Below are 22,376 nucleotides of genomic sequence, written 5' to 3' on the forward strand. Positions count from 1 at the left end.
TGATGGCGCAAGAAAGGACCCCTCCCGCATTGGCGGGAGGGGTCCTTTCTTGCCTGTTCGAACCCTTGCCGTTTTCGCGAATGTTGAAATGACGGTTGGTGCGCAGCGCGCGCCATCAAAAAAGAACCCCCCGCGGCCGGAACCGCGAGGGGAAGGGTGCCTTTCGGCAGGGTAATCTGATGTAGCCCGCGCCTTAGTAGCGATAGCCCAACTTCAGCCCGAAGAACTGCGGGCGGATCGTGAAAGTGCGCGAGGAACCGGCGCAGACCGAAATCGAGCAGAAGGTATTGCGCGTCAGCTGGCCGCGGCGGTCGAACGCGTTCTGGATGAAGATGTCCGCCGTCCAGTGATCCTTGCGTACGCCAGCGCCGAAATCGAAGCTGACGAAGCCGGGGGTATTGCCGAGCAGGCCGTTGTTGAACTCGTTCAGATCCTGCGTCGCGCCAGTCTGGTAGAGCGCCGCACCCTGGATGTAGCCCTTCATCGAACCGAAATCGGTATCATAGCGGATCGTCGTGGTGCCCTTGAATTTGGGCTGGCGCGGCAGGCGGGTGCCATCGGCCGCCGCGACCGACGGTGTATCGAGGTTGCCGGGGATGAACTCGCCGGGCGCGCACGTCGCGAGCTGCGAGATGATCTTCGTATCGCGGTTCGCAACGAAGTTGCAGAAGTTGCCCTTCAGCTTGCCGTCGTTGTAGGCGCCGCTGCTGGCGATCGTGAACTTGCCGAGCTTGAGCTCAGCGTCATACTCGATGCCCTTGACCTCGGCCTTGCCGGCATTGCCGGTGTAGCCTGCACCCTGCGCGCCCGCCACGACGAGGCCGTACTGGATATTGTTCCATTTTTCCAGATAGATGGCCATGTTGAGACGGAACACGTTGTTGAACGTGCCCTTGAAGCCGAGCTCAAAGTTGGTGAGCGTTTCGGACTCGAAGGGGGGCGCGGCAACCACGACCTGTGGCTGCGTATCGGTCTTGCGCAGGCGCAGCGGGCGGTTGTAGCCGCCGGGTCGGAAACCGGTCGAGTAGTTGGCATAGAGCAGTTTCTGATCGGCAAACTGCCAGTCGACCACGATCTTGTGCGTCTGGCCCTTCTCGCTGTAGCGGCCGATGCTTTCAGGATCGAGCGCGTTGGTGTTGCGGCATTGCAGGCGCGGACCCGTAAGGGGCAGTGGGCAGCCGATCGCACCCGTCGGCAGGAAGATGGAGGGAGCAACGGCCGCGGAGGCGCCCACGCCCTGGAAGCCGGCTGTCTGGAAATCGGTCCAGAAGTAGCGGATGCCGCCCGTTACCTTGATCGTCGGCGTGATGTTGTAGTGCGCTTCGGCAAACACCGCTGTATCGTGGTAGAGCGTATCGAACTCTTCGAGGTAATACGCATCACCACGCACCGCAGGGGTGCCCAGGATCATCGTGCCGCCTTGCGCCTGCGGGATGCCAAAACCGGCCGGATTGCTATCCCCGCCGCCGGATTCGGTATAGCCGACGATCTGATCAAGCCCGCGAATGGCATAGTTGTTGTCGGTGATGTTTTTCTGGCGCTGATAGAATGCGCCAACTGTCACATCAAATGGCCAGGTCTTGGGCGTGGTCAGCCGGACTTCCTGCGTGAACTTCTTGTTCTGCTGCACAGTGTGATAATACTGGTTCGGGTTGAGCAGGGTGGTGCACTTGAGCGTTGCGCCCGAACCGGTGCAGCCGGACTTGTCGAAGAACTGGAGATAGTTCTCGTATCCGGCGCCGAAGCTGTCGTAGGTGACGGTGTAGTAGGTATAGTCGTTGTTGATCTTGCGGTTGCGGTAGTAATAACCGGTGGCCGACACGAGATCGAAATCGCCGATGTGGCCGTGCACCGTCAGCGCTGCCTGGACCCACCTGTCGTCGTTGCGGGTCAGGTCGTAGTCGTGGACCTGAAGATCGCCGACGCGCGGATCGTAGCCGAAGTAGCCGTAGGAGATCTGGCGCTGCGCGGTGACCGACGGGGTGATTTCCCAGCCATCGGCAATGTCCCACAGCATCGAGAGACGGCCGCCGTATTCGTAGACCGGGTTGTAGTCCTTCTTGGCGATCGACGAATTGCTCAGCGTGAAGGACGTCGCTGGATTGTCATCACCCAGATTGAGCACTGCGGGGCGCGGATCGGGCTTCAGCGGATCATCGGTCGTGCCGCTGATGAACTGGCCCTTGTTGTCGGTATTGTCGATGTAGCCGCCTTCCTTGCGGTAGTAGCCCATCGCGCGGATGGCGAGCCTGTCGCTCACCGGAATGTTGACATAGCCCTTGAAGGTGCCGCCGTAGCCGCCCTTGCCGAACTTGTTGACTTCGGAATCGACGCCGAGTTCGAACGAGCCGATCTTGGGCTTGGCAGTAATGAAACGCAGCACGCCCGCAAGCGAGCCAGCACCAAACAGCGTGCCTTGCGGACCCGACAGAGCTTCGATGCGCTCCATGTCGTAGACCTGGATATCGGGCACTTCCTGGCCGGTGATGGGGATTTCATCGAGATAGTAGCCAACCGAGGCATAGGCACCGCCGGCAGGAACGATGCCGCGGAAATAGACCTCGTTGCGGCCCGGCCCGATGCCGGCGATGGAAACCGAGGGAAGCAAGGCTGCGTAGTCGGCAAGGCCCTTCACCTGCCGCTGGGCAAGGAAATCGGAGCTCAGTGCCTGGATCGCAATCGGCACCTTCTGCACGCTTTCGGACTTGCGCGTGGCAGTGACGATGATCTCGTCGAAACCGCCGGTCGGCTTGGTATCGTCAGCAGGAGCAGCCTGAGGTGCGAGCGCTTCCTGCGCAAACGCGGCGTGCGGTGCGGCGATGCCGGTAAGAATGGTAGAAAGGCACAGCGCCCTCAGCGTGTGCGACCGGCGACCGGCTTTGTTCTTCATCTCATTTGGCTCCCTGAATCAATACACTCAGTCCGTAAGGCTCCTTCGTGTTCGTTCCTGCGAAGCGACCATTGGCCGCCGTCACGCGCCGCTTGCGCGGTGCCTTCACCCGGTTCTTCCCGCCTGCGCTTTCGCAGTTTGCAAGAATAACCTTGGGCCATGGACGCTTAGCGAACTCTGGCCGAAACCGTGCGTGGGCACGGCATTATCTGTCTGTTGTATCCCCCGGGATGCGCCATTTTTGACGCCTGTCCTAAAGGGCGAGGATGCTACATTACAATCAGGAGTCAACATCCATTTTCGCATTTGCAGCATATGCCGGCGCAAGAGCCGTTGCGCCTGTAGCAAAACCTGCACATGATGACCTCTGGCGCAGCCGCAGCAGCAGCGGGACCCTTGATGACCACAGCCAATCCGACCATTCCGGCCCGCTCGGGCATGCCAAGCGCCGGACTGCGCGCTGCGCTCGATGCTGCAGCGGCGCGGCTCGAGGATGATCCCGCAGCGGCGCTGGACACCGCCGAAGCCGCCCTGCGCCAGGTGCCGGGCCTGCCGCCCGCCCTGTTCGTCGCGGGGCAGGCGCTGCGCCGTCTCGGTCGTCCCGGCGAGGCCGTAGCAAGGCTGGATACGATCAGCGGAGGCGCGCGTCGTCCTCCGATGGTGCTGTGGGAACTGGCGCAGGCTGCGAGTGAGGCTGCGGAGCATCAGGCAGCGATCACTGCGCTCGAGGCGCTGACGCGCCAGCAGCCGACCGTTGCCAGCGGGTGGCTGCTGCTCGCCGCGCAGCTGCGCAAGGCGGGGCGCGAGGAAGATGCCTGGCGCGCGGACCTGTCGGCCGTCCACGCCGCCTCACGCGATCCCGAACTCCTCGCTGCCGCTACCGCCATGAACGGGGGCAATCTGGACGAAGCGGCGGCAAAGCTGGATGCGCGCGCGGCGCGGCTGCCGGACGATCCCGTTGGAACGCGCATGCAGGGCGAGCTTGCCTGGCGGCGCGGCGACATGGCGCAAGCGCTGCGCCTCGTCGAGCGCGCGGTGGCGCTGGCACCCGGGTTCGATCTGGCGCGCGATTTCCTTGTGCGGTTGCTGATGCAGGTGAACCGCCTTCCCGATGCGCTTGTCCATGCCGAGATGCTGGCAAAGAGCCCCGTGGCCGGGTCTGCAGCCGAGCTCGTGCTATCCTCGGTGCTGGTGCGGCTCGGCGATCAGGCGCGCGCGCGGGCCATCTACGAGCGCCTGCTTGCCGAGCAGCCCGACCAGCCGCTGCTGTGGCAGAACCTGGGGCATGTGCTCAAGACGCTGGGGGAGCAAGGCGAGGCGATCAAGGCCTATCGCGCGGCGGTGGACCGCCAGCCCGCGCTGGGTGAGGCGTGGTGGAGCCTTGCCAATCTCAAGACCGTGAAGCTCGAAGCCGAAGACATCGCGCGGATGGAGGCGGCGCTCGGGGCGCTGGCGGGCGAGGAAGGGCGCGACGAGGACGTGTTCCACCTCCATTTCTCGCTCGGCAAGGCTTATGAGGACGCAGGTGATATTGCCCGCTCGTTCGAGCACTACGACAAGGGCAATCGCCTGCGCCGCACGCTCGTGCGCTATGATCCCGATCTGCTCTCGGCCGAGGCGGGGGCAGCGGCAGCGACGTTCACCGCGCCGTTCATTACGGGCATGGGGGAGGGCGGCTGCCCGGCGCCCGATGCGATCTTCATCGTCGGCCTGCCGCGTTCGGGCTCCACGCTGGTCGAGCAGATCCTATCCAGCCACAGCGCGATCGAAGGCACGATGGAGCTTTCGGAAATGATGGTGATTGCCGCGCGCCTGCAATCGCGCGTGGATGAGGGCGAGTTCGCCGATTTCGCGGCGATGGTGCGTTCGCTGGGGCCGGTCGAGCGCCGGAAACTGGGCGAGGAATACATCGAGCGCACGCGAGTGCACCGCAAGACCGAGCGGCCGCGTTTTACTGACAAGATGCCCAACAATTGGCAGCATGTTGGCCTGATCCGGCTGATCCTGCCGAACGCGAAGATTGTCGATGCGCGGCGGCATCCGATGTCGTGCTGCTTTTCGGGCTGGAAGCAGCATTTCGCGCGGGGGCAGACGTTCACTTACGATCTGGACGAGATCGGTCGCTACTACCGCGATTACGTGCGACTGATGGCGCACTACGATGCGGCGGCGCCGGGGGCGGTCCACCGCGTGATCTACGAGCGCATGGTGGCCGAGACCGAAGCCGAGGTGCGGCGCCTGCTCGACTACCTTGGCCTGCCGTTCGAGGAAGGCTGCCTTGAATTCCACCGCAACACGCGCGCCGTGCGCACAGCGAGTTCGGAGCAGGTTCGGCGGCCGATCTATACCGACGCCGTCGAGCACTGGAAGGCGTTCGCGCCATGGCTTGGCCCGCTCGAAGCGGCGCTCGGTGACGTGGCGACGTGCTATCCCGAAGTGCCGGCGGCGCTGCTGCCTTAGCGGAAGGCCACGCGCACCCCGGCCCAGAGCGTGCGCGGGGTGCCGAGATCGATCGAGCCGCCCGAATTGCGCGTGACCACGGTCTCGTCAAACAGGTTTTCCCCGCGCAGCACGAGGCTGAACGGACCGGCAAGCGGCGCTTCGGCATAGGCATCAAGCGTGGTTGCGGCAGGCAGGACATCGGTTTCCAGATCGTCCTCGAACTGGGCGCCGGTGTGGCGCAAGGTCAGCGCGAGGGTGGTGCGCGGTGAAGGCCGCCATGCGGCCGTTGCGCTTGCGGCATAGCGGGGGGTCTGCGCCGGGCGCTTGCCGTCAAGCGCGGTGCCGGCGGCCTCCACCTTGGCGTCGGTATAGGCGAACGAGCCGCTAAGCGAGAAGGTGCCCAGCTTGGCCTCTGCGCCAAGCTCGATGCCCTTGGCGTGGACTGCGCCGACATTCTGGCGCTGGCGCAGATTGGGCGCGATGGTGACATTGGCGATGGCGCCGCGCACCTTGTTGTCGAAGGCCGTGGCCGAGAACGTGAGGCCTGCCGCGGGGCGCCAGTCAAGCCCGCCCTCGAAGCCGCGCAGCTTCTCGTTCTCGAGTGCGGCGTTGGCGCGCGTCACCACGGGGAACACGGTGAAGCTGCGATAGAGTTCGTTGAGCGTGGGCTGGCGCAGGCCGGTGTAGGCCGAGCCGCGCAGCGCAAGGCCGCCGCCGAGCTTTGCCACTGCGCCGCCGCGGAAGCTGCCGTTCCAGCCCGAGCGATCCGGATACCGCGTGGCGGACGGCACGCCGCCGAGCACCTGTTCGAGCGTGCCGTCCCGCACCGACCAGCGATCCGCGCGGGCACCTGCAGTGAGGATCAACGGGCCGACGGTCCAGTCATCCTCGATGAACAGGCCGAGATCGCGGTTGCTGCCGCCCGCGCGGCGCGTGCCGCTGATCCGGCCGGCTGTGTAGACGTCTTCATGCGTATGCCCTTCGGCAAAGCGCCAGTCGGCCCCCACGCGCAGGACGTGCGCCTTGCCGACCGGCGGGCGCAACTCGAACTTGCCGCCGATCCCGGTGGAGGGCGTCGCGCGCTGGTCGAGCGTGGGTAGGAAGGTGCGAGCACTGATCACCACGTTGTTGAAATCGCGGCTCTGCACATAGGCCAGTGCATCGAACTGCCACGCTCCGCGGCCCACGAGGCGCAGGCTGGCGTCCTGTCCGCTGGCAGCGGTATCCGCGCCCGCAAAGCGCAAGGTGCGGGCATCGTTGAACGCGGCCACGCGGGCCTGAAGTTCGATCTCGCTTGTCAGCGGCGCGACAGCGCGCAGGCTCGTCGACCAGCTTTCATACCGCGCGCGCACGCTGGCGGGGACGCGCTGGTCTTGCGGCGTCGTCCAGAAGCCGCGGCCGCGGTCCCACCGGCCCGAGGCGACGAGGTAGCCTGCGCCGAGCCGCGGCGCGAGCGTTGCGGACAGCTCGGTCTCGCCGCGATCATCGACCAGCGCGCGTCCATTGAACAGCCCGAGCTGATCGGGGCCGGCGCTTGTCAGGTCGATCGTGCCAGCCACTGCGCCCGCGCCGAACGCGCCCGAGCCGCCGCCGCGCGTGACGCGGGCCACGGCAAGCCGCTCCGGCGCAAGCGCGGAGAGCGGGACATAGCCGAAGAACGGATCGGCCATTGGTACGCCGTCGAGGAGCAGCAGGGTGCGGCTTGTCGCATTGCCGCCCAGCGCGCGCAGGGTGATGCCTTGCGCGGAAGGGTTCGAGGCGCGGCTGTCGGATCGGCGGAATTGCTGGAAGCCGGCCGCCGCCGATAGCGCGTCTTCAAGGCGCCCGGAAGCAGCAACCGCGAGGCGGTCGGCGTCGATCTCCTGCACATCGTAGGCTACCGCCGCCGGCGCGGCGTCGAGCCCGCGCCCGGTGACCACGATCTGGTCCGGCCCAGCCTCATCGGCCAGGGCGAGCGAGGGCAGGGCAATGCCAGCGAGGAGGGAAATCAGGGCAGCAGGGCGCAGGGCAGCAGGCACGAAGCGGTCGCTTTCGTTGAGAAGGATTGCCCCGGGCCGTTGCCTCGGCAGGCCCGGCTGTCAAGTGCGTGCGGAGTCACGTGGTGTAACCAGCGAACGTGCTGCGCCGAACCGGGTGACACATCCCCGACCAATTCAAGGCTATCCCATGTCCCGCTTCTCTTCCTTCGCGCGCCGCCTTGCTGCGATCGGCCTGCCGCTTGGCCTCGCTGGCTCGGCCTTGCTGGTCGGCCACGCCCTCACGCAGAATGCCATGGCCAATGCACCGACCGCTCAGCGCGCGCCGGCGACGTCCGCACCTGCCGCGCCGGTGCTCGTCGAGCTCTATCAGAGCGAGGGCTGCTCGAGCTGCCCGCCAGCCGAGGCCTATCTCAACAGCATTGCCGGGCGTGCCAATGTGATCCCGCTCGCCTTCGAGGTGACCTACTGGGACTACCTTGGCTGGAAGGACACGTTCGCCAGCCCGGCTTACACCCAGCGCCAGCGCGATTTCGCGGCGCGTTCGGCGAGCCATGAAGTAGCCACACCGCAGTTCTGGATCAACGGTTCGCAGAGCGTTGTCGGTGCCAATCCGCGCGGGGTGGAGGCCGCCATCGCATCAGCACGCTCCACGGCGCCGGTGCCGAGCGTGGGCGCAGGCAGCGTGACGATCGGCAAGGGCGCCGCGCCTGCGCGCCCGGCCGAAGTGTGGCTGGTGCGCTATGATCCGCGCACGATCGAAGTGCCGATCAGGGCCGGGGAGAACGGTGGCCGGACCTTGCCGCACAAGAACCTGGTGCGCGAGCTTACGAGGCTTGGCACGTGGAGCGGCGCGGCAGTCCAGTTTTCCTATGCGCCCCCTGCAGGGGGCCTGCGCAGTGCGGTGTTCCTGCAGGATGGCCGCGGCGGCGCGGTGCTGAGCGCGGGGAGCGATGCGCCGCACTGATACGCGCACCGCCTTGCGGGTAGGCCGGGGTTCCGGCTATTCGCCTTGCGATGACCCTGCTTCCCGGAACCGACCATATCGAGACCGAGCGCCTCCTGCTGCGGCGGATGGATCAAGGCGACCTCGATTTCATGATCGCGGTCCACGCCGATCCGGACGTCGCGCGCTACCTTGGCACCGGCAATGCTCGTACACCGGCCGAGACCGAGCAGTGGCTGGCCGATGTTCTCAACAGCTATGCCATTTCAGGCCTTGGTCCGCTCATGGTGACGCGCAAGAGCGACGGCAAACGCCTCGGCAGATCAGGCCTGAGCGATGGGGTCATCGAACTGAACCCGCCTGAGGGACAGCTGCGGCGCATGTGGTTCTTCCGGACGCACGTACCCGAAGGAACCACGTTCGAGACGATGCCCGAACTGGGCTATACCTTTGCGCGCGAAAACTGGGGGCAGGGCTATGCCTCGGAAGCCGCACGCGCCGTGTGGACTTATGCGCAGGCGCATCTTGATCACCCGGCGATCATGTCGGTGATCCACCCGGACAACGTGGCCTCGCGCTCGGTCGCGCTCAAGTTCGGGGTGCGCCATGATGGCGATGTCGAGATGGGTGGACGGCTCTACCAGCGCTTTGTGTGGCCTTCGCCCGGCAGCACCTGACAGAAAAAGGGCCCATGCCGCGCTTGCAACATGGGCCCTTTTCTTTCGAGCGTTGGAGTGCCCGGGATCAGAACTTCGCGCCGAGCTCCACGCCGATCATGCGGCGCGCGCCGGGCGAGATGAACGAGCCGCCGAACTCGATCGCGGGGATCACTTCGGCGAGGTACTTCTTGTCGGTTACGTTGTTGGCGAAGACCGCGATGCTGTAGCGATCGGTCTGCAGCGCGGCGCGCAGGTTGAGCACGCCGAAGGTATCGCGGCGGGCCACGTCATACTTGGCATCGCCGACGAACGCGGGGAGCTGCAGCGCCGAGATCGGCAGGAGGCCGGAGAACAGCGTCGGCGCGGTCTGGTTCTGCACGGTCGAGAACCAGGTCGGGCCGGTCACGCGGTAGTCGGCGCGGGCGAGGAAGCGCAGGTCGCCGCTGATCGGCTGCTCGATCTCGCCGCCAAGGTTGATCGTGTAGTCTGCGGTATAGGGCGACTTGTTGCCGATCGTGTTCGGGCGCGCCGAGTTCCGCTTGATCTCGCTGTCGGTGTAGTTGACCGAGCCGAACAGCTTGACCCCGCGCACGGGCTTGACCGCAACGTTGAGCTCGACGCCCTTCAGGTCGACCTTGTCGATATTCGAGACGACGCGCAGCAGGCCGAAGCTGCCGACGAAGAACTCGAAGAACTGCATCCCGTGGACCTGGGTGTAGTAACCCGCCAGATCGAAAGTCAGCTTGCCATCGAGCAGGTTGCCCTTGAGGCCCGCTTCCCACGCGCTCGACCATTCCTTGCCGTACTGGTCGTTGATGTTCACGTTGGCGTTGATGAACTGCTTGAAGTTGGCGTTGACGACCGCGGCCGAGCCCTGGTTGTTGAAGCCGCCTGATTTGAACCCGATGCCCCAGTTGGCATAGAGGTTGAGCTCGGGGATCGGCTTGTAGCTGAGCGTCACCTTGGGTTCGAACTGCTTGAAGGTCGCCGCCTTGTCGGTGATCGGACCGAAAGCCTGACCCGGATTGATCGGACCGCCGGTGAACGGATCGGTCGCGGTCGGAACAAGGCTCGAGGACTTGCGGCGCTCGATATCGTAGCGCAGCGCGACGCCGGCCTCGAACTTCTCCGAGGGCTTGTATTCAAGGCTGCCGAACGCGGCGTAGACGTTGGTCTTGAACTTGTCGGCCAGCAGCAGCGAGGTCGGGTTGGCACTGTCCGGCGCGTTGTAGAGCTGCTTGATCACGCCCTTGCCGGTGTCTGCACCGAGACTGACGCCGGTCGAGCGATCGATGTGCAGATAGTAGATGCCGACCTGCCAGTTGATCGGGCCGCCCGGCTCGCCGATCAGGCGCCACTCGGTCGAGAAGTCCTTCTGGGTGCGGACCTGGTACTGGGTGCCGTCGCAGGTCGTCGGGCTGTAGGGGCCGAAGGTCGAGCCGTTGGCGGGCGCGAAGATGAAGGGAACCGGGATCTGGCCGATGAAGCCGGGCTGGTTGACCGGGAAGCCGGTGTTGGCAGCGGTGCTGGCAAAGCACGCGTCAACCGCAGGCTTGGCTGCCGGGTTCACCGCATTGATATAGCGCGCGAAGTCCGCCGAGGTGCCATCGGCGACGAGGTCCTGATCGACATTCGAGTAGAGCGCCCAGCCGACGAGTTTGAGACCGTCCGCCAGCTGCTTGTCGAGCTTGGCCGAGAAATCGAAGCTGTTCTGATCGTTAGTGGCGCGAATGTTCGGATAGAAGCGGAATTCGTGCTTGTTGACGTTCTCGTAGAACGCGGGGTTCACGGCGGCGAAGTTGGGCAGGTGGAACGAGGCGTTGAACGGCAGTGAGGCGCCGCGGAACTGGGCATAGCGCGCCTTGAGGTCGATCTGGGTGTCGGTGCCCTTGCCGATCATCACGCGGCCATCGACGGACCAGTCTTCCTTGTCGGCAATGGTCTTGCTGCCATCGCGCTCGTTGCGCCAGAAGCCGTCGGTCTTGTAATAGGTGCCGGCGAGCACGAAGCCGGCGTTCTCGCCCAGCGGGCCGGCGATGTGCGCGGCGCCGTCGAAGGTGTTCTGCTCTGCGTAGGAGGCGCGCACGGCGCCGGTGAGCGTGTCGGTCGGCTTGATCGTCTGCAGCACGATGGCGCCGGCAGCCGCGTTGCGGCCGTAGATCGCGCCCTGCGGACCCTTGAGCAGTTCGACCTGCGAAAGCGTGCCCTGGCGCTGGTTGAGCTGCGCAGTGTTGGTCTTGAGGATGCCGTCGACGACGAGGGCGACCGAGCTTTCCGCGTCGCGCGCACCGTTGATGCCGCGAATGTTGATCTGGGTATCGCCCGCCTCGGCGGTGCCGGTCACGATCGTGACGCCGGGAGTAAGGTTGGTGAAGTCCGCCGCGCGGGTCGAACCGGTGTTGACGAGGGTGGCCGCCGTAAGCACCGAGACCGAGGCCGGAACGTCCTGCAGCCGTTCGTTCTGGCGGCGTGCGGTGACGATGATCGCACCTTCTTCAGCGGGAGCTGCCTGGGCCTGCGGCTCGCTCTGCGCGAGGGCAGGGGTGGCGGCGAAAGCCATGCTGCAGGCGGAAGCCGAAATGAGGCTGGCGGTGCTCAGCCACTGCGAGATGCGCATCGGTGGTACTCCCTGTTATCGTTGGTGCCGTTTTCGGCTGCCGCGTTGTGATCCTGCCCTCATGGCATTCACGGCTTGATAGGGGCAACAGATATTGTATACAAATGCCATCGGTCAAGCCGATTGGTTGCCTAAAATTGCGGGAGCTTCGATGTCGCGCGCCTCTGATCGTGCCTACAGCGCGATCCGGAACATGATTCTTTCAGGAGAGCTCCCTGCCGGCGCGCAGCTGGGTGAGGAAGCGCTCGCTGAAATGTGCGGTGTTTCGCGGACTCCGGTGCGCGAGGCGTTGCGCCGCCTCGAGGCCGACATGCTGGTCGGGCGCACTGACACGCAGCGCACGTTCGTGGCGGACTGGTCTCTGGGCGATGTCGCGGATTCCTTTGAACTTCGTTCGATGCTGGAGGCGCGCGCGGCACGCCGTGCGGCGGAGCGGATGACCGATGCTGCGCTTGCCCGAATTCGCGCAGCGAATCGGGCGCTTTCAGCGGCGATCCAGCAGCCGGTTCCCGACGTCGCCGGGTTCCTTGAAGGCAATCGCGAGTTCCACGCGATCATCCTCGAAGTGGCGGGCTCGCGGCGTTTGACTGCCCTTTTGTGCACGCTGATCGAGCAGCCGGTCGTGTTGCGTACCGCGCGGCATTATTCGCGTGAGGAACTGCGCCGCTCGCATGCCGAGCATGAGGAGCTGACGGCCGCGTTCGCACGGCGTGACGGGGCTTGGGCGGAAGCGGTTATGACCAGCCATATCCTGCGTGCCTATCATGCCTATGCCGACGCGCACCGGGCGCATCTCGATGCCAGTGACCAACAGGAAGCGGCCGAGTAAATGTATACAAATTCAATCGAAATGGTCGAAGTGAGCCCCCGCGACGGGCTCCAGAACGAGAAGGCCATGGTGAGCACTGCGGACAAGCTCGCGCTCATCGACCGGGCGCTGGCCGCAGGTGTGCGCCGTATCGAGGTGGCAAGCTTCGTGAACCCGCGCGCGGTGCCGCAAATGGCGGATGCCGAGGCGGTCTGCGCCGGGCTGCCGATCCGCGGGGACGTCACCTACATCGGACTCGTGATGAATGCGCGCGGAGCAGACCGGGCGATTGCCACGGGGCGGATCGACCAGCTGGGTGCGGTTTCGGTGAGCACCGATACCTTCGCGATGGCCAACCAGGGCCAGACGTCCGACGGATCGATCGAGGCCGCGACCGGGATCATCCATGCGGCGCGCGCGAACGGCAAGCTGGGCCAGGTCACGATTGCTGCCGCGTTCGGCTGCCCGTTCGAGGGCGAAGTGCCCGAGGCGCGCGTGCTGGCGATGGCTGAAAAGCTCGCCGCGGCAGCGCCGGTCGAGATTGCGCTGGCGGACACCATCGGAGTTGCCAACCCGGCGCATGTTTCGCGTCTGGTGACGGCAGTGCGCGAACTTGTTGCGCCGATCCCTGTGCGCGTCCACTTCCACAACACGCGCGGCACCGGCCTCGCCAATGTCTGGGCGGCGGTTGAAGCCGGGGCGCGCACGATCGACGCGTCGATTGGCGGGCTCGGCGGGTGCCCTTTCGCGCCGGGCGCGGCAGGCAACGTTTCGACCGAGGATGTCGTCTACATGCTCGAGCGCGCCGGTGTGCGCACCGGGCTCGATCTTACCGCGCTCATCAGCGCCAACCACTGGTTGGCCGAGGTGATGGAGCGCACTCTGCCGGGCATGGTGGCCAAAGCACCGGCATTTCCGAAACAGCTTCAAGAGGGATAAGGTATGGGTTACCGTCTGGGTGTCGACGTTGGCGGCACGTTTACCGATCTGTTGCTGTTCAACACGTCGAACGGCGCGTTCTGGCGGCACAAGACGCCGTCGACCCCGCATGACAGCTCCGAGGGCATCCTCAATGGCGTGACCGCGATCTGCGCCAAGGCCGGGATCACGACCGGCGATATCGACTATTTCCTCCACGGAACCACCGTCGCGACTAACGCGGTGCTGGAAGGCAAGGGTTCGCGCGTCGGCCTCGTGACGACAGAGGGCTACCGCCATATCCTCCAGATCGCGCGCAGCTTTGTGCCGGGCGGGCTTGCGGGCTGGATCATCTGGCCCAAGCCGACCCCGCTTGCCGCGCTTGAGGATACCGTGACCGTCAAGGGCCGCATCGACGCCGAGGGAGGCGAAGTGCGTCCGCTCGACGAGGCCGATATCCGCACGCAGCTTGACGTCCTGAAGGCGCAGGGCGTCGAGGCGGTGACGGTGAGCCTGATCAACGCTTACGTGAACGGCGCGCACGAGGCGCGGGTTGGCGAACTGGCAGCCGAGATCCTCCCCGGCGTGCCGGTTTCGCTGAGCCATCAGGTCCTGCCGGAAATGCAGGAATACGAACGTACGCTGACGACCGTGGCCAATGCGGCGGTGCGTCCGGTCGTGGGCCGCTATGTCTCGAACCTGCGCGACCGCCTTGCCGCGGAAGGGATGACCGGCAAGCTCTCGCTGCTGCGTTCGGACGGCGGCCTCATGTCCGCCCAGAAGGCCGAGGAGCACCCGGTCAATATCCTGATGTCCGGCCCGGCGGGCGGCGTGACGGGCGCGATCTGGGTGGGGCGCAATGCGGGCATCCGCAATATCCTGACGCTCGACGTCGGCGGCACCTCGACGGACGTCGCGCTGATCGAGAACCTTGAGCCGCGCCGCCAGCGCACGACCGAAGTGGGCCACCTTTCGGTGCGCGCCTCGGCACTCGACGTCAAGACGGTGGGCGCTGGCGGCGGTTCGATCGCTTATGTGCCGGAGCTGACCAAGGCCCTTCGTGTCGGTCCGCAGTCGGCAGGCGCGGTGCCGGGGCCTGCGGCTTATGGCAAGGGCGGTGAGCTGCCGACGGTGACGGACGCCAACGTCGTCCTGGGCTACCTGCCGGAGAATCTGCTGGGCGGCACCTTCCGCCTCGACCGCGAGGCTTCGACCAAGGCGGTGCAGACCATCGCCGATGCGCTGGGGATCGACCTTATGGCGGCGGCGCGCGGGATCATCGACATCGTCAACGAGAACATGTTCGGCGCACTGCGGATGATCTCGGTGCAGCAGGGCTACGATCCGCGCCACTTCGCGCTGATGGGTTTCGGTGGCGCGGGGCCGCTTCATGTGAACGCGATTGCCCGCCTGCTGGGCGCATGGCCTGCGGTTTCGCCCGTCTCGCCGGGTGTGCTCTGCGCGCTGGGCGATGCGACGACACGGATGCGGACCGAGACGGCGCGCAGCTTCTCGCGGCTTGCCACGCAGACCGAGGCGAGCGAGCTGATCGCGATCCTCGCCGAAATGGCGGCGCAGACGCGCGGCGAGCTGCTTTCCGATGGCGTGCCGGAAGACGAGATCACCACCGAGTTTGAAGTCGACGTGCGTTATGCCGGGCAGGCATTCGAAGTGCCGCTGACGATTTCAGCCGAAGTCCTCGAAGCGGACGGCATCGCCGGGATCCTCGCGCGCTTCGATGCTGAGCATAAACGGCTTTTCACCTTCAACATGGATACCCCGCACGAGATCGTGAACTTGCGCGCCGTGGCGCTCGGCCGCGCTCTCGATCTGCCGGCGGCTGAACTTCCCAAGGGCGACGGCAATTCGGCGGCGGCGAAGATGCGCGACCACACGCTGTGGATGGATGGACGCGAGCAGGCGGCGGTGATCTATGACCGTGCCAAGCTGCGTGCCGGGGATGTGATCCCCGGGCCGGCCATCGTCTGCGAGATGGACTCCACGACCCTTATCGAGAGCGGCTGCGTCGGCACGGTCGATGCTGTCGGCAACATCCTGATCAATCTGGCCTGAGGACGCGCGAACCATGCCTGCAACCATTGTCCAGACCAACCCCGTCCCCTTCAACCGCGTCGCCATCGATCCGGTGACGCTCGACATTATCGAGAACGCGCTGCGCAATGCGCGCATCGAGATGGACGCGACGCTCGTTCGCACCGCGATGTCGCCCGGCATCCGCGAGCAGGGTGACGCCTTCCCGCTGATCGCCGATCACACCGGCAAGATGATCGTCGGCCAGTTCGGCAGCTTCATCGGCGGCTTCCTCGACAACTTCGACGGCACGCTTGAAGACGGCGACATGATCTTCCTGTCCGACCCTTACTCCGTCGACGGCGCGATCAGCCACTCGAACGACTGGCTCGTGCTGCTGCCGGTGTTCAAGGACGGGCGGCTGATCGCCTATACGTCGATGTTCGGCCACCAGAGCGACATCGGCGGCAAGGTCGTCGGCTCGATGCCGATCAACGCCCGCTCGATCTTCGAGGAAGGCGTGCGCATTCCGCCGGTGAAGATCTGGAAGAAAGGCGAATACAACGACGACCTGATGAAGCTCGTCATGCACCAGACGCGCAAGCCTGACTGGTGCCAGGCGGACCTCAACGCGCTGATCGCGGCCTGCCGCGTCGCCTCGCGCCGGGTGATCGAAATGGCCGAGCGCTTTGGCGATGACGTCTATGTCTCTGCCACGCAGGACCTCCTCGCGCGCAACCACCGCGCGATGCAGGCGTTGATCGGGATGGCGATTGCCGAGGAGCCGGTGAGTTTCGAGGACTACATCTGCGACGATGGCATGGGCTATGGCCCCTACAAGATCAAATGCACGATGTGGCGCGAGGACGGACGCGTGATCCTCGATTTTGCGGGCACCGATCCGCAGAGCCAAGCCTCGATCAACTTCTTCCTCAATGAAAACATGTTCAAGATGTTCTTCGGCATCTACATGATCATGGTCTTCGATCCGCAGATCCTGTTCAACGACGGGTTCTACGATCTGATCGATGTGCGTATTCCGGAAGGTTCTCTCCTCAAGCCGAAGTTCCCCGCAGCCCTTTCGGGTCGCACCCATGCGCTGGGGCGGATCTTCGACATTCTGGGCGGATTGCTGGGCCAGAAGACGCCCGAGTTTCTCAATGCAGCCGGGTTCTCGTCTTCGCCCCACCTCTTCTATTCGGGCAACGATGCGCGGCCCGGCAAGAAGGGTGAGTGGTTCCAGCTGTTCCAGATCGGCTTCGGCGGCATTCCGGGCCGTCCGATGGGCGACGGGCCGGACGGCCACTCGCTCTGGCCGGGCTTCACCAACGTGCCCAACGAGTTCCTCGAGCGCTACTTCCCGATGCGCATCGAGCGCTATGAATGCGCAGCCGATAGCGGCGGGGCGGGGCTCCACCGCGGCGGCAACGGCATTCACATGACCTACCGCTTCCTCAGCGCCGGCACGATCTCGATCCACGACGACCGCTGGTTCGTGCCGCCGTGGGGCGTGAACGGCGGCGAGCCGGGGCAGCGTGCGCGCAAGGTGCTCGAACGCGTTGATGGCACGAGCGTGATCGTCGGCAACAAGGTCGAGGACGTCGAAGTCGAGGCGGGCGACCAGCTGCACTTCATCACCTGGGGTGGCGGTGGCTGGGGTGACCCGCTGGCGCGTGATCCGGCGCTAGTCGGCAAGGAAATCGTGCAAGGCCTCGTGTCGCCGGGAGGCGCGCGCGATTATGGCGTGGTGGCGGATGCTGCGGGCGTCGTCGACACGGCGGCGACCGAAGCGCTGCGGGCCGAGCTGCGCGCGGGCCGTGGCGAATTGCCGCTGTTCAACTATGGTCCGGGAATCGAGGCGCTGCGCGTGGCGTGCGAGAGCGAGACCGGTCTTGCCGCGCCGATCCAGCCCGTGTGGCCGCATCTGGAACCAGCGGAGTGAGCGGCATGAATGCAGGTGCATTGAACGACGTTCGCGTCGTTGAGCTGGGCCAGTTGCTGGCGGGTCCGTTCTGCGGCCAGCTGCTCGGCGACATGGGCGCGGACGTGATCAAGGTCGAGCCGCCGCATGTGGACGGAAAGGGCGGCGGCGACCCCATGCGAGACTGGGGGCAGGGCGACGAGAAGGTGCAGTGGGAAGTAATCGCGCGCAACAAGCGCTCGGTTTCGGCCAATCTGCGCGTTCCGGCAGGCCAGGCGCTGGTCCGGCGGCTGATCCGCGAGGCGGATGTGCTGATCGAGAATTTCAAGCCGGGTACGCTGGAGAAGTGGGGCCTGGGGCCTGATGTGCTGCTCGGCGAACAACCGGGGCTGATCATCGCGCGGATGTCGGGCTATGGGCAGAATGGTCCCTATTCGGACCGCGCCGGCTTTGGCGGAATCGGTGAGGCGATGGGGGGGTGGCGCTATATCGTGGGCGAGCCGGACCGGCCGCCGAGCCGCATGGGCGTTTCGATCGGCGATACGCTGACTGCGACCTACGGCTGCATGGGCGTGCTGGCGGCGCTGCATGTGCGCGAGAAGACCGGCAAGGGTCAGGTGATCGATGCGGCGCTTTATGAAAGCGTGCTGCAAGTCATGGAAGGCCTTGTCCCTGAGTACGACCGCATGGGGCTGATCCGCGAGCGCTCGGGCTCGATCCTCAAGGGCATTGCGCCGTCCAACGTCTATTCGTGCAAGGACGGCGAGTTCATGATCGGCGCGAACAAGGATTCGCTGTGGAAGCGCCTTGCTGTGGTGATGGGGCAGCCTGAGTTGGGCGATGATCCGCGTTTTGCGACCCACCTGGCGCGCGGGGCCAATCAGACCGAGATCGACAACCTGATCAATGATTGGACCAAGACCAAGACGGTCGACGAGGTTGATGCCTTGATGATCGAGGCTTCGATCCCGGCGGGCCGCGTGTACCGCGCGCCCGACATGCTCGCTGATCCGCACTTCGAGGCGCGCGGCGCGATCATCGAGGTCGAGACCGAGCGTTTCGGTCCGCTCAAGATGCAGGGCGCGTTCCCGAAGCTTTCGGGCACCCCCAGCGGCGTCCGCCGTCCCGCGCCGGCCACGGTTGGCCAGCACAATGCCGAGATCTACGGCGGCCTCCTTGGCATGAGCGCGGCGGAACTGGCCGAGCTTGCGGCAGGCGGCGTGATCTGATGGCGCGGAGCGCTTTTTGATGTCGCGGAGCGAGGCGGATCTTTCCGGCAACTATGCGGGCGCGTTCGACGGCTCGCTGCCGTTCGGTTCGCGCCCTGCTGTCATCGTGATCGATATGGTCGAGGCCTACCTGCAGCCGGGCTCGCCGCTCTATGCCGGGGTCGAGGATGCGGTGGCGAGCGCAGCGCGGCTGGTTGCGGCGGCCCGCGAGTGCGGTTCGCCGGTGATTTTCACCAATGTGGAATACCAGCCCGGCGGCGCGGATGGCGGCGTGTTTTTCCGCAAGGTGCCGGCGCTCAAGGTGTTCGAGAAGGGTTCGCCGCTCGGTGCTTTCCCGGCGGGGCTGAGCCCGGAGGCTGGCGATTTCGTCATCACGAAGCGCTATGCCTCGGCGTTCTTTGCAACGCATCTGGCAGCGACGCTTACCTCGCTGGGTGTCGATACGCTGGTGATTGCCGGGGTCTCGACGTCAGGTTGCGTGCGTGCCACCGCGCTCGATGCGTGCCAGAACGGTTTCCTGCCGTTCGTGGTGCGCGATGCCTGCGGGGACCGCCATGCCGCGCCGCACGAAGCAAACCTGTTCGATCTTCAGGCCAAATATGCCGAGGTCGTTACCGAGGCGCAGGTGCTGGCGCTGATGGCCGCGACCGTCACGCGCTGACGGGCTCCGCAAGCGGGGCGAGCAAGCGGGCCAGCGCTGTGCGGTCCTCTTCCACAACGCGCGCGCCGAGCGCCGCCTCGATGGCTTCGGCATAGACCGGCCACATCGCGGCGCGCATGGCGCGGCCTTCGATCGTCAGGTGCAGGGTGTGGCCGCGCGCATCGTCGGGGCAGGGCACCCGGATGAGCAGACCAGCCTTGACCATACGATCGACAAGGCGCGAGAGGGCATATTGCTCGGTGGCCAGCGCGGCCTGCAAATCGCGCGGGCGCTGCGCACCATGTCGCTCGATCGCCAGCAGCACATCATACCATTCGGGCGGTGGCAGGCCGAGCGAGCGCAAGGTTGCCGCACAGTGCTGGCTGGCGAGATCGGCGGCGCGGAGCAGGCGGGTCCACGCAAGCAGGGTCGTGGCGGCGGGCATGGCCATTGGGGGCAAGCCTTTCGATGCGGATGCATGGATAAATCCATGCTGTTGCATCGAGAAAATGTTGCAGTTGCATGGGAATGTCCATGCAAGTGCAACTACTTAGCCCTGAGCCTAGCCGGGTTCGCCTTCCACTTCCTGAGGCTCGGGAGCGGTGAGGATCCGGTCGCGGGCTACTCGGGGATCGCCGGCTTCGACCTGCAAGGCGAGGCGTTCGCTGTCGCGTACCCGGAACAGCGTTTCGGCGCGCGTGATCGCCTCGTTGCTGAGGCCGGCATTGTCGAGCGCGGCGCGGGCCATGGCGATGGCGGATTCAAAAGTTTCGCGCATGATCAGCGTCACCGGCGCATCGCGCAGCTTGATCACCGCGCGGCGATCGAACGCGCGCACGAACACCGCAGCGCGCGGGAAGGCTTCGTGCACGGCGGCGAGCATGGGGGCATCGAGCTGGTCGCCGTCGATGCAGAACAGGATCATCTCGGCCTCGGCCGCGCCTGCCTGGCGGAGCATGTCGATCCTTGTGCCGTCACCGAAATAGACCTTGGCGCCAAACGTGCCGGCAACGTCGATCATCTCGACATCGGTGTCGATCAAGGTGACGGTAATGCCGCCGGCCTGCAGGACCTGGCCCACGGCCTGCCCGAAGCGGCCATAGCCGACGATCAGTGCATTAGCGCCGTCGTTGCTGGGGCCTTCTCGCGTGGCGGCGGTCTTGGGCACGGGTTCGGCGCGGAAGCGGCGGGTGGCCATCATCAAGAACGGCGTGGTCGCCATCGAGAGCGTGACGACCGCGCCGAACAGGCTGGCGGCCTCTGGCGCGATAAGCAGGGCATGGCTCGCCTGTGCAAACAGCACGAAGCCGAATTCGCCGCCCTGGCTCAGCAGCAGACCTAGCGCCAGCGCGCCGCGCCACGGCACGCCGAACAGCCTGGCTAGGCCGAACATCACCGCCGCTTTCACCGTGATCAGCATGAGCGCCATCGCGATCACAAACAGCGGATCGCGCGCGATGGCGCCGAGATCGAGCATCATGCCGACGGCGAGGAAAAACAGGCCGAGCAGGATCGAGCGGAACGGCTCGACATCAGCCTCAAGCTCGTGGCGATAGGGGGTATCCGCCAGCATGACCCCGGCGATGAAGGCGCCGAGCGCTGTCGAAAGGCCGAGAAGTTCCATCACCGCGCCCGCTGCCATCACGGTGAACAACGCGGCGACGATGAACATTTCGCGCTCGCCCAGATTGCCGATCAGGCGGAACAGCGGGCGGATGAGGAAGCGCCCCGCCGCGACAAGCCCCGCGATGGCGCCCACCGTCTCTAGGGCGAGCAGCCAGCCCGGCGGACTACCGACGTCTGCCGGATTGCGGCTCAGCGCGGTGATGATCGTGATCAGCGGGATGATCGAGAGATCCTGGAACAGCAGGATCGAGAAGGCGCGTTCACCGAAGCGCGTCTTGAGGCGGCCGGATGATTGCAGCATCGGCAGGACCTGCGCAGTCGACGAGAGCGCGAGCGGCAGGCCGAGCGCCAGCGCGGCGGCGGGCGAGAAACTGGTCGTCAGCATGATCGCGCCGGCAAGGGCCAGCCCGCAGATCGAAACCTGCAGCAGGCCGAAGCCAAGGATATCGCGCTTCATCTTCCACAGCTTGGTGGGATCAAGTTCGAGGCCGACAAGGAATAGCAGCAGGGTGATGCCCAGTTCGGCAAAGCCCAGCTTCTGCTCCGCATCGCCGACCATGTTCAGGACGAACGGACCGAGCACCGCGCCGGCGACGAGATAGCCCAGCGTCGCACCGAGGCCGAGGCGGCGGAACAGCAGCACGAACGCAAGGGCAAAACCGAGCAGCAGGAAGCCGTCGTGCATGATCGAGGCGGGATGGGATGCGGTCACTGGCGGGTTGTCAGGCCTTGAGCGCGCAAGGTCAACTGTGCTTGGGTTCGGGCAGTCGCGGGCCTAGCCTATTGACATTGATGTAGGCAGCGTGGTTCCTTGGCTACAGAACCACTGACGAAACCACTTGGGGAGAGATCCATGTCTGTTGCCGGCAAGTATGAATGCGTGACCCGTTCGCCGATGGGCGATCAAACCTCGATCCTCACCGTCGAAGTCGATGGCGCCAGCTTCAGCGGCAGCAATTCAGGGCCGATGGGCAACATGGAGATCACCGGCGGCACCGTCGATGGCAACACCATCAGCTGGTCGAGCAACATCACCGTGCCGATGCCGATGAAGCTCGATTGCACCGCGACGATCGATGGCGATGCATTGAACGGCACCGTGACGGCGGGCATGTTCGGCAGCTTCCCGATGACGGGCAAGCGCATCGGCTGATGCCAATCGGGGGAGGGCAAGGTCCTCCCCCTTTCTCCTAGCGCGTATGAATGCGCTTGAAGGTGCCCGAGAACGCAAGGGCTGGTTCGCCATCGGCCGTGATCAGGCCGCGCGCGAAGACAAGGCTGCGGCCGGCGCGGATGACTTCGCCGCGCGCTTCGAGCATCTGGCCGGCGCGGGCCGGGCCCACGAACTCGGCGTTGAACGTCACCGTCACCCCGCTCATTTCCTCGCCGGTCGCACTTGCGATCATGAACAGCGAAAAATCGCCGAAGGTCATCATGCAGCCGCCGTGGATGCTGCCGTGCGCGTTGCAGTTCTTCGCGGCCGGGCGGAATCCGGTGACCACACCCGCATCGTCACGGCGGACGTAGAACGGGCCGACGTCATCCTCGAACGGATCGTTGCCTGCCCAGTGATACCATCCGGCCCAGGCCGGATCGGCGGCAGGCTCAAGCTTTCCCGCAAAGGGCGGCGCGTCTGTCGTCATGGGGTCTGGTCTGTCCGTTGATCCTGCCGA

At 65.4% G+C, this 22,376-nt stretch carries 16 protein-coding genes; 10 read left to right on the top strand and 6 right to left on the bottom strand.

Features of this window, described 5'->3' with window-relative positions; genetic code table 11:
• Positions 1–193: 193 nt before the first annotated feature.
• On the bottom strand, positions 194–2,890 hold the full coding sequence (locus Q0082_RS14850; protein ID WP_298194075.1) for a TonB-dependent receptor: 2,697 nt from the start codon (positions 2,888–2,890) through the stop codon (positions 194–196).
• Between the two features lie 399 nt (positions 2,891–3,289).
• On the opposite strand from Q0082_RS14850, the gene Q0082_RS14855 reads away from it, so the two are divergent.
• Positions 3,290–5,350, top strand: a complete 2,061-nt coding sequence (locus Q0082_RS14855; protein ID WP_298194077.1) for a tetratricopeptide repeat-containing sulfotransferase family protein — start codon at positions 3,290–3,292, stop codon at positions 5,348–5,350.
• On the opposite strand, the gene Q0082_RS14860 is transcribed toward Q0082_RS14855, so the two are convergent.
• Entirely contained in the window at positions 5,347–7,350 is a 2,004-nt protein-coding gene (locus tag Q0082_RS14860) for a TonB-dependent receptor (RefSeq protein ID WP_298194078.1), read from the bottom strand. The genes Q0082_RS14855 and Q0082_RS14860 overlap by 4 nt on opposite strands.
• 148 nt (positions 7,351–7,498) lie before the next feature.
• Between Q0082_RS14860 and Q0082_RS14865 the strand changes: the two genes are divergently transcribed.
• Both Q0082_RS14865 and Q0082_RS14870 read left to right on the top strand, forming a co-directional pair.
• The gene (locus Q0082_RS14865) at positions 7,499–8,275 is read left to right on the top strand and encodes a thioredoxin family protein (RefSeq protein ID WP_298194080.1); all 777 of its coding nucleotides are present in this window, start codon (positions 7,499–7,501) and stop codon (positions 8,273–8,275) included.
• A 50-nt stretch (positions 8,276–8,325) separates the two neighbouring features.
• A complete protein-coding gene (locus Q0082_RS14870) occupies positions 8,326–8,931 on the top strand; it encodes a GNAT family N-acetyltransferase (protein WP_298194081.1) in 606 nt (201 codons plus the stop codon).
• Between the two features lie 67 nt (positions 8,932–8,998).
• Here the strand turns inward: Q0082_RS14870 and Q0082_RS14875 are convergent, their stop codons facing one another.
• Positions 8,999–11,530 carry a TonB-dependent receptor gene (locus tag Q0082_RS14875; protein WP_298194083.1) on the bottom strand — a complete coding sequence of 844 codons (2,532 nt, stop codon included), beginning with the start codon at positions 11,528–11,530 and terminating at the stop codon, positions 8,999–9,001.
• Between the two features lie 151 nt (positions 11,531–11,681).
• Between Q0082_RS14875 and Q0082_RS14880 the strand changes: the two genes are divergently transcribed.
• Genes Q0082_RS14880 through Q0082_RS14905 form a run of 6 tightly spaced genes read left to right on the top strand, consistent with a single transcriptional unit; the run spans position 11,682 to position 19,098 of the window.
• Positions 11,682–12,359 (top strand): GntR family transcriptional regulator, encoded by a 678-nt coding sequence (locus Q0082_RS14880; RefSeq protein WP_298194085.1) that lies wholly within the window; start codon positions 11,682–11,684, stop codon positions 12,357–12,359.
• Entirely contained in the window at positions 12,360–13,277 is a 918-nt protein-coding gene (locus tag Q0082_RS14885; RefSeq protein ID WP_298194087.1) for a hydroxymethylglutaryl-CoA lyase, read from the top strand.
• Positions 13,278–13,280: 3 nt separating this feature from the next.
• The gene (locus Q0082_RS14890) at positions 13,281–15,329 is read left to right on the top strand and encodes a hydantoinase/oxoprolinase family protein (RefSeq protein WP_298194088.1); all 2,049 of its coding nucleotides are present in this window, start codon (positions 13,281–13,283) and stop codon (positions 15,327–15,329) included.
• 13 nt (positions 15,330–15,342) lie between these two features.
• Positions 15,343–17,229 (top strand): hydantoinase B/oxoprolinase family protein, encoded by a 1,887-nt coding sequence (locus tag Q0082_RS14895; RefSeq protein WP_298194090.1) that lies wholly within the window; start codon positions 15,343–15,345, stop codon positions 17,227–17,229.
• A 5-nt stretch (positions 17,230–17,234) separates the two neighbouring features.
• Positions 17,235–18,437, top strand: a complete 1,203-nt coding sequence (locus Q0082_RS14900; RefSeq protein ID WP_298194201.1) for a CoA transferase — start codon at positions 17,235–17,237, stop codon at positions 18,435–18,437.
• A gap of 19 nt (positions 18,438–18,456) precedes the next feature.
• Complete coding sequence (locus Q0082_RS14905) at positions 18,457–19,098, top strand: isochorismatase family protein (RefSeq protein WP_298194092.1); 642 nt, start codon at positions 18,457–18,459, stop codon at positions 19,096–19,098.
• Here the strand turns inward: Q0082_RS14905 and Q0082_RS14910 are convergent.
• Both Q0082_RS14910 and Q0082_RS14915 read right to left on the bottom strand, forming a co-directional pair.
• The gene (locus tag Q0082_RS14910) at positions 19,088–19,528 is read right to left on the bottom strand and encodes a MarR family winged helix-turn-helix transcriptional regulator (protein ID WP_298194093.1); all 441 of its coding nucleotides are present in this window, start codon (positions 19,526–19,528) and stop codon (positions 19,088–19,090) included. The genes Q0082_RS14905 and Q0082_RS14910 overlap by 11 nt on opposite strands.
• A 111-nt stretch (positions 19,529–19,639) precedes the next feature.
• Positions 19,640–21,388: a cation:proton antiporter gene (locus Q0082_RS14915; protein WP_298194204.1), complete on the bottom strand. Its 1,749-nt coding sequence runs from the start codon at positions 21,386–21,388 to the stop codon at positions 19,640–19,642.
• A gap of 168 nt (positions 21,389–21,556) precedes the next feature.
• Between Q0082_RS14915 and Q0082_RS14920 the strand changes: the two genes are divergently transcribed.
• Positions 21,557–21,856, top strand: coding sequence for a hypothetical protein (locus tag Q0082_RS14920; RefSeq protein ID WP_298194095.1), 300 nt, complete (start codon positions 21,557–21,559; stop codon positions 21,854–21,856).
• A 37-nt stretch (positions 21,857–21,893) separates the two neighbouring features.
• Here Q0082_RS14920 and Q0082_RS14925 read toward each other — a convergent pair whose 3' ends face one another.
• A complete protein-coding gene (locus Q0082_RS14925; protein ID WP_298194096.1) occupies positions 21,894–22,346 on the bottom strand; it encodes a PaaI family thioesterase in 453 nt (150 codons plus the stop codon).
• Between the last annotated feature and the right edge of the window lie 30 nt (positions 22,347–22,376).

It is taken from the genome of Novosphingobium sp., assembly GCF_027489515.1.
GTDB lineage: Bacteria > Pseudomonadota > Alphaproteobacteria > Sphingomonadales > Sphingomonadaceae > Novosphingobium.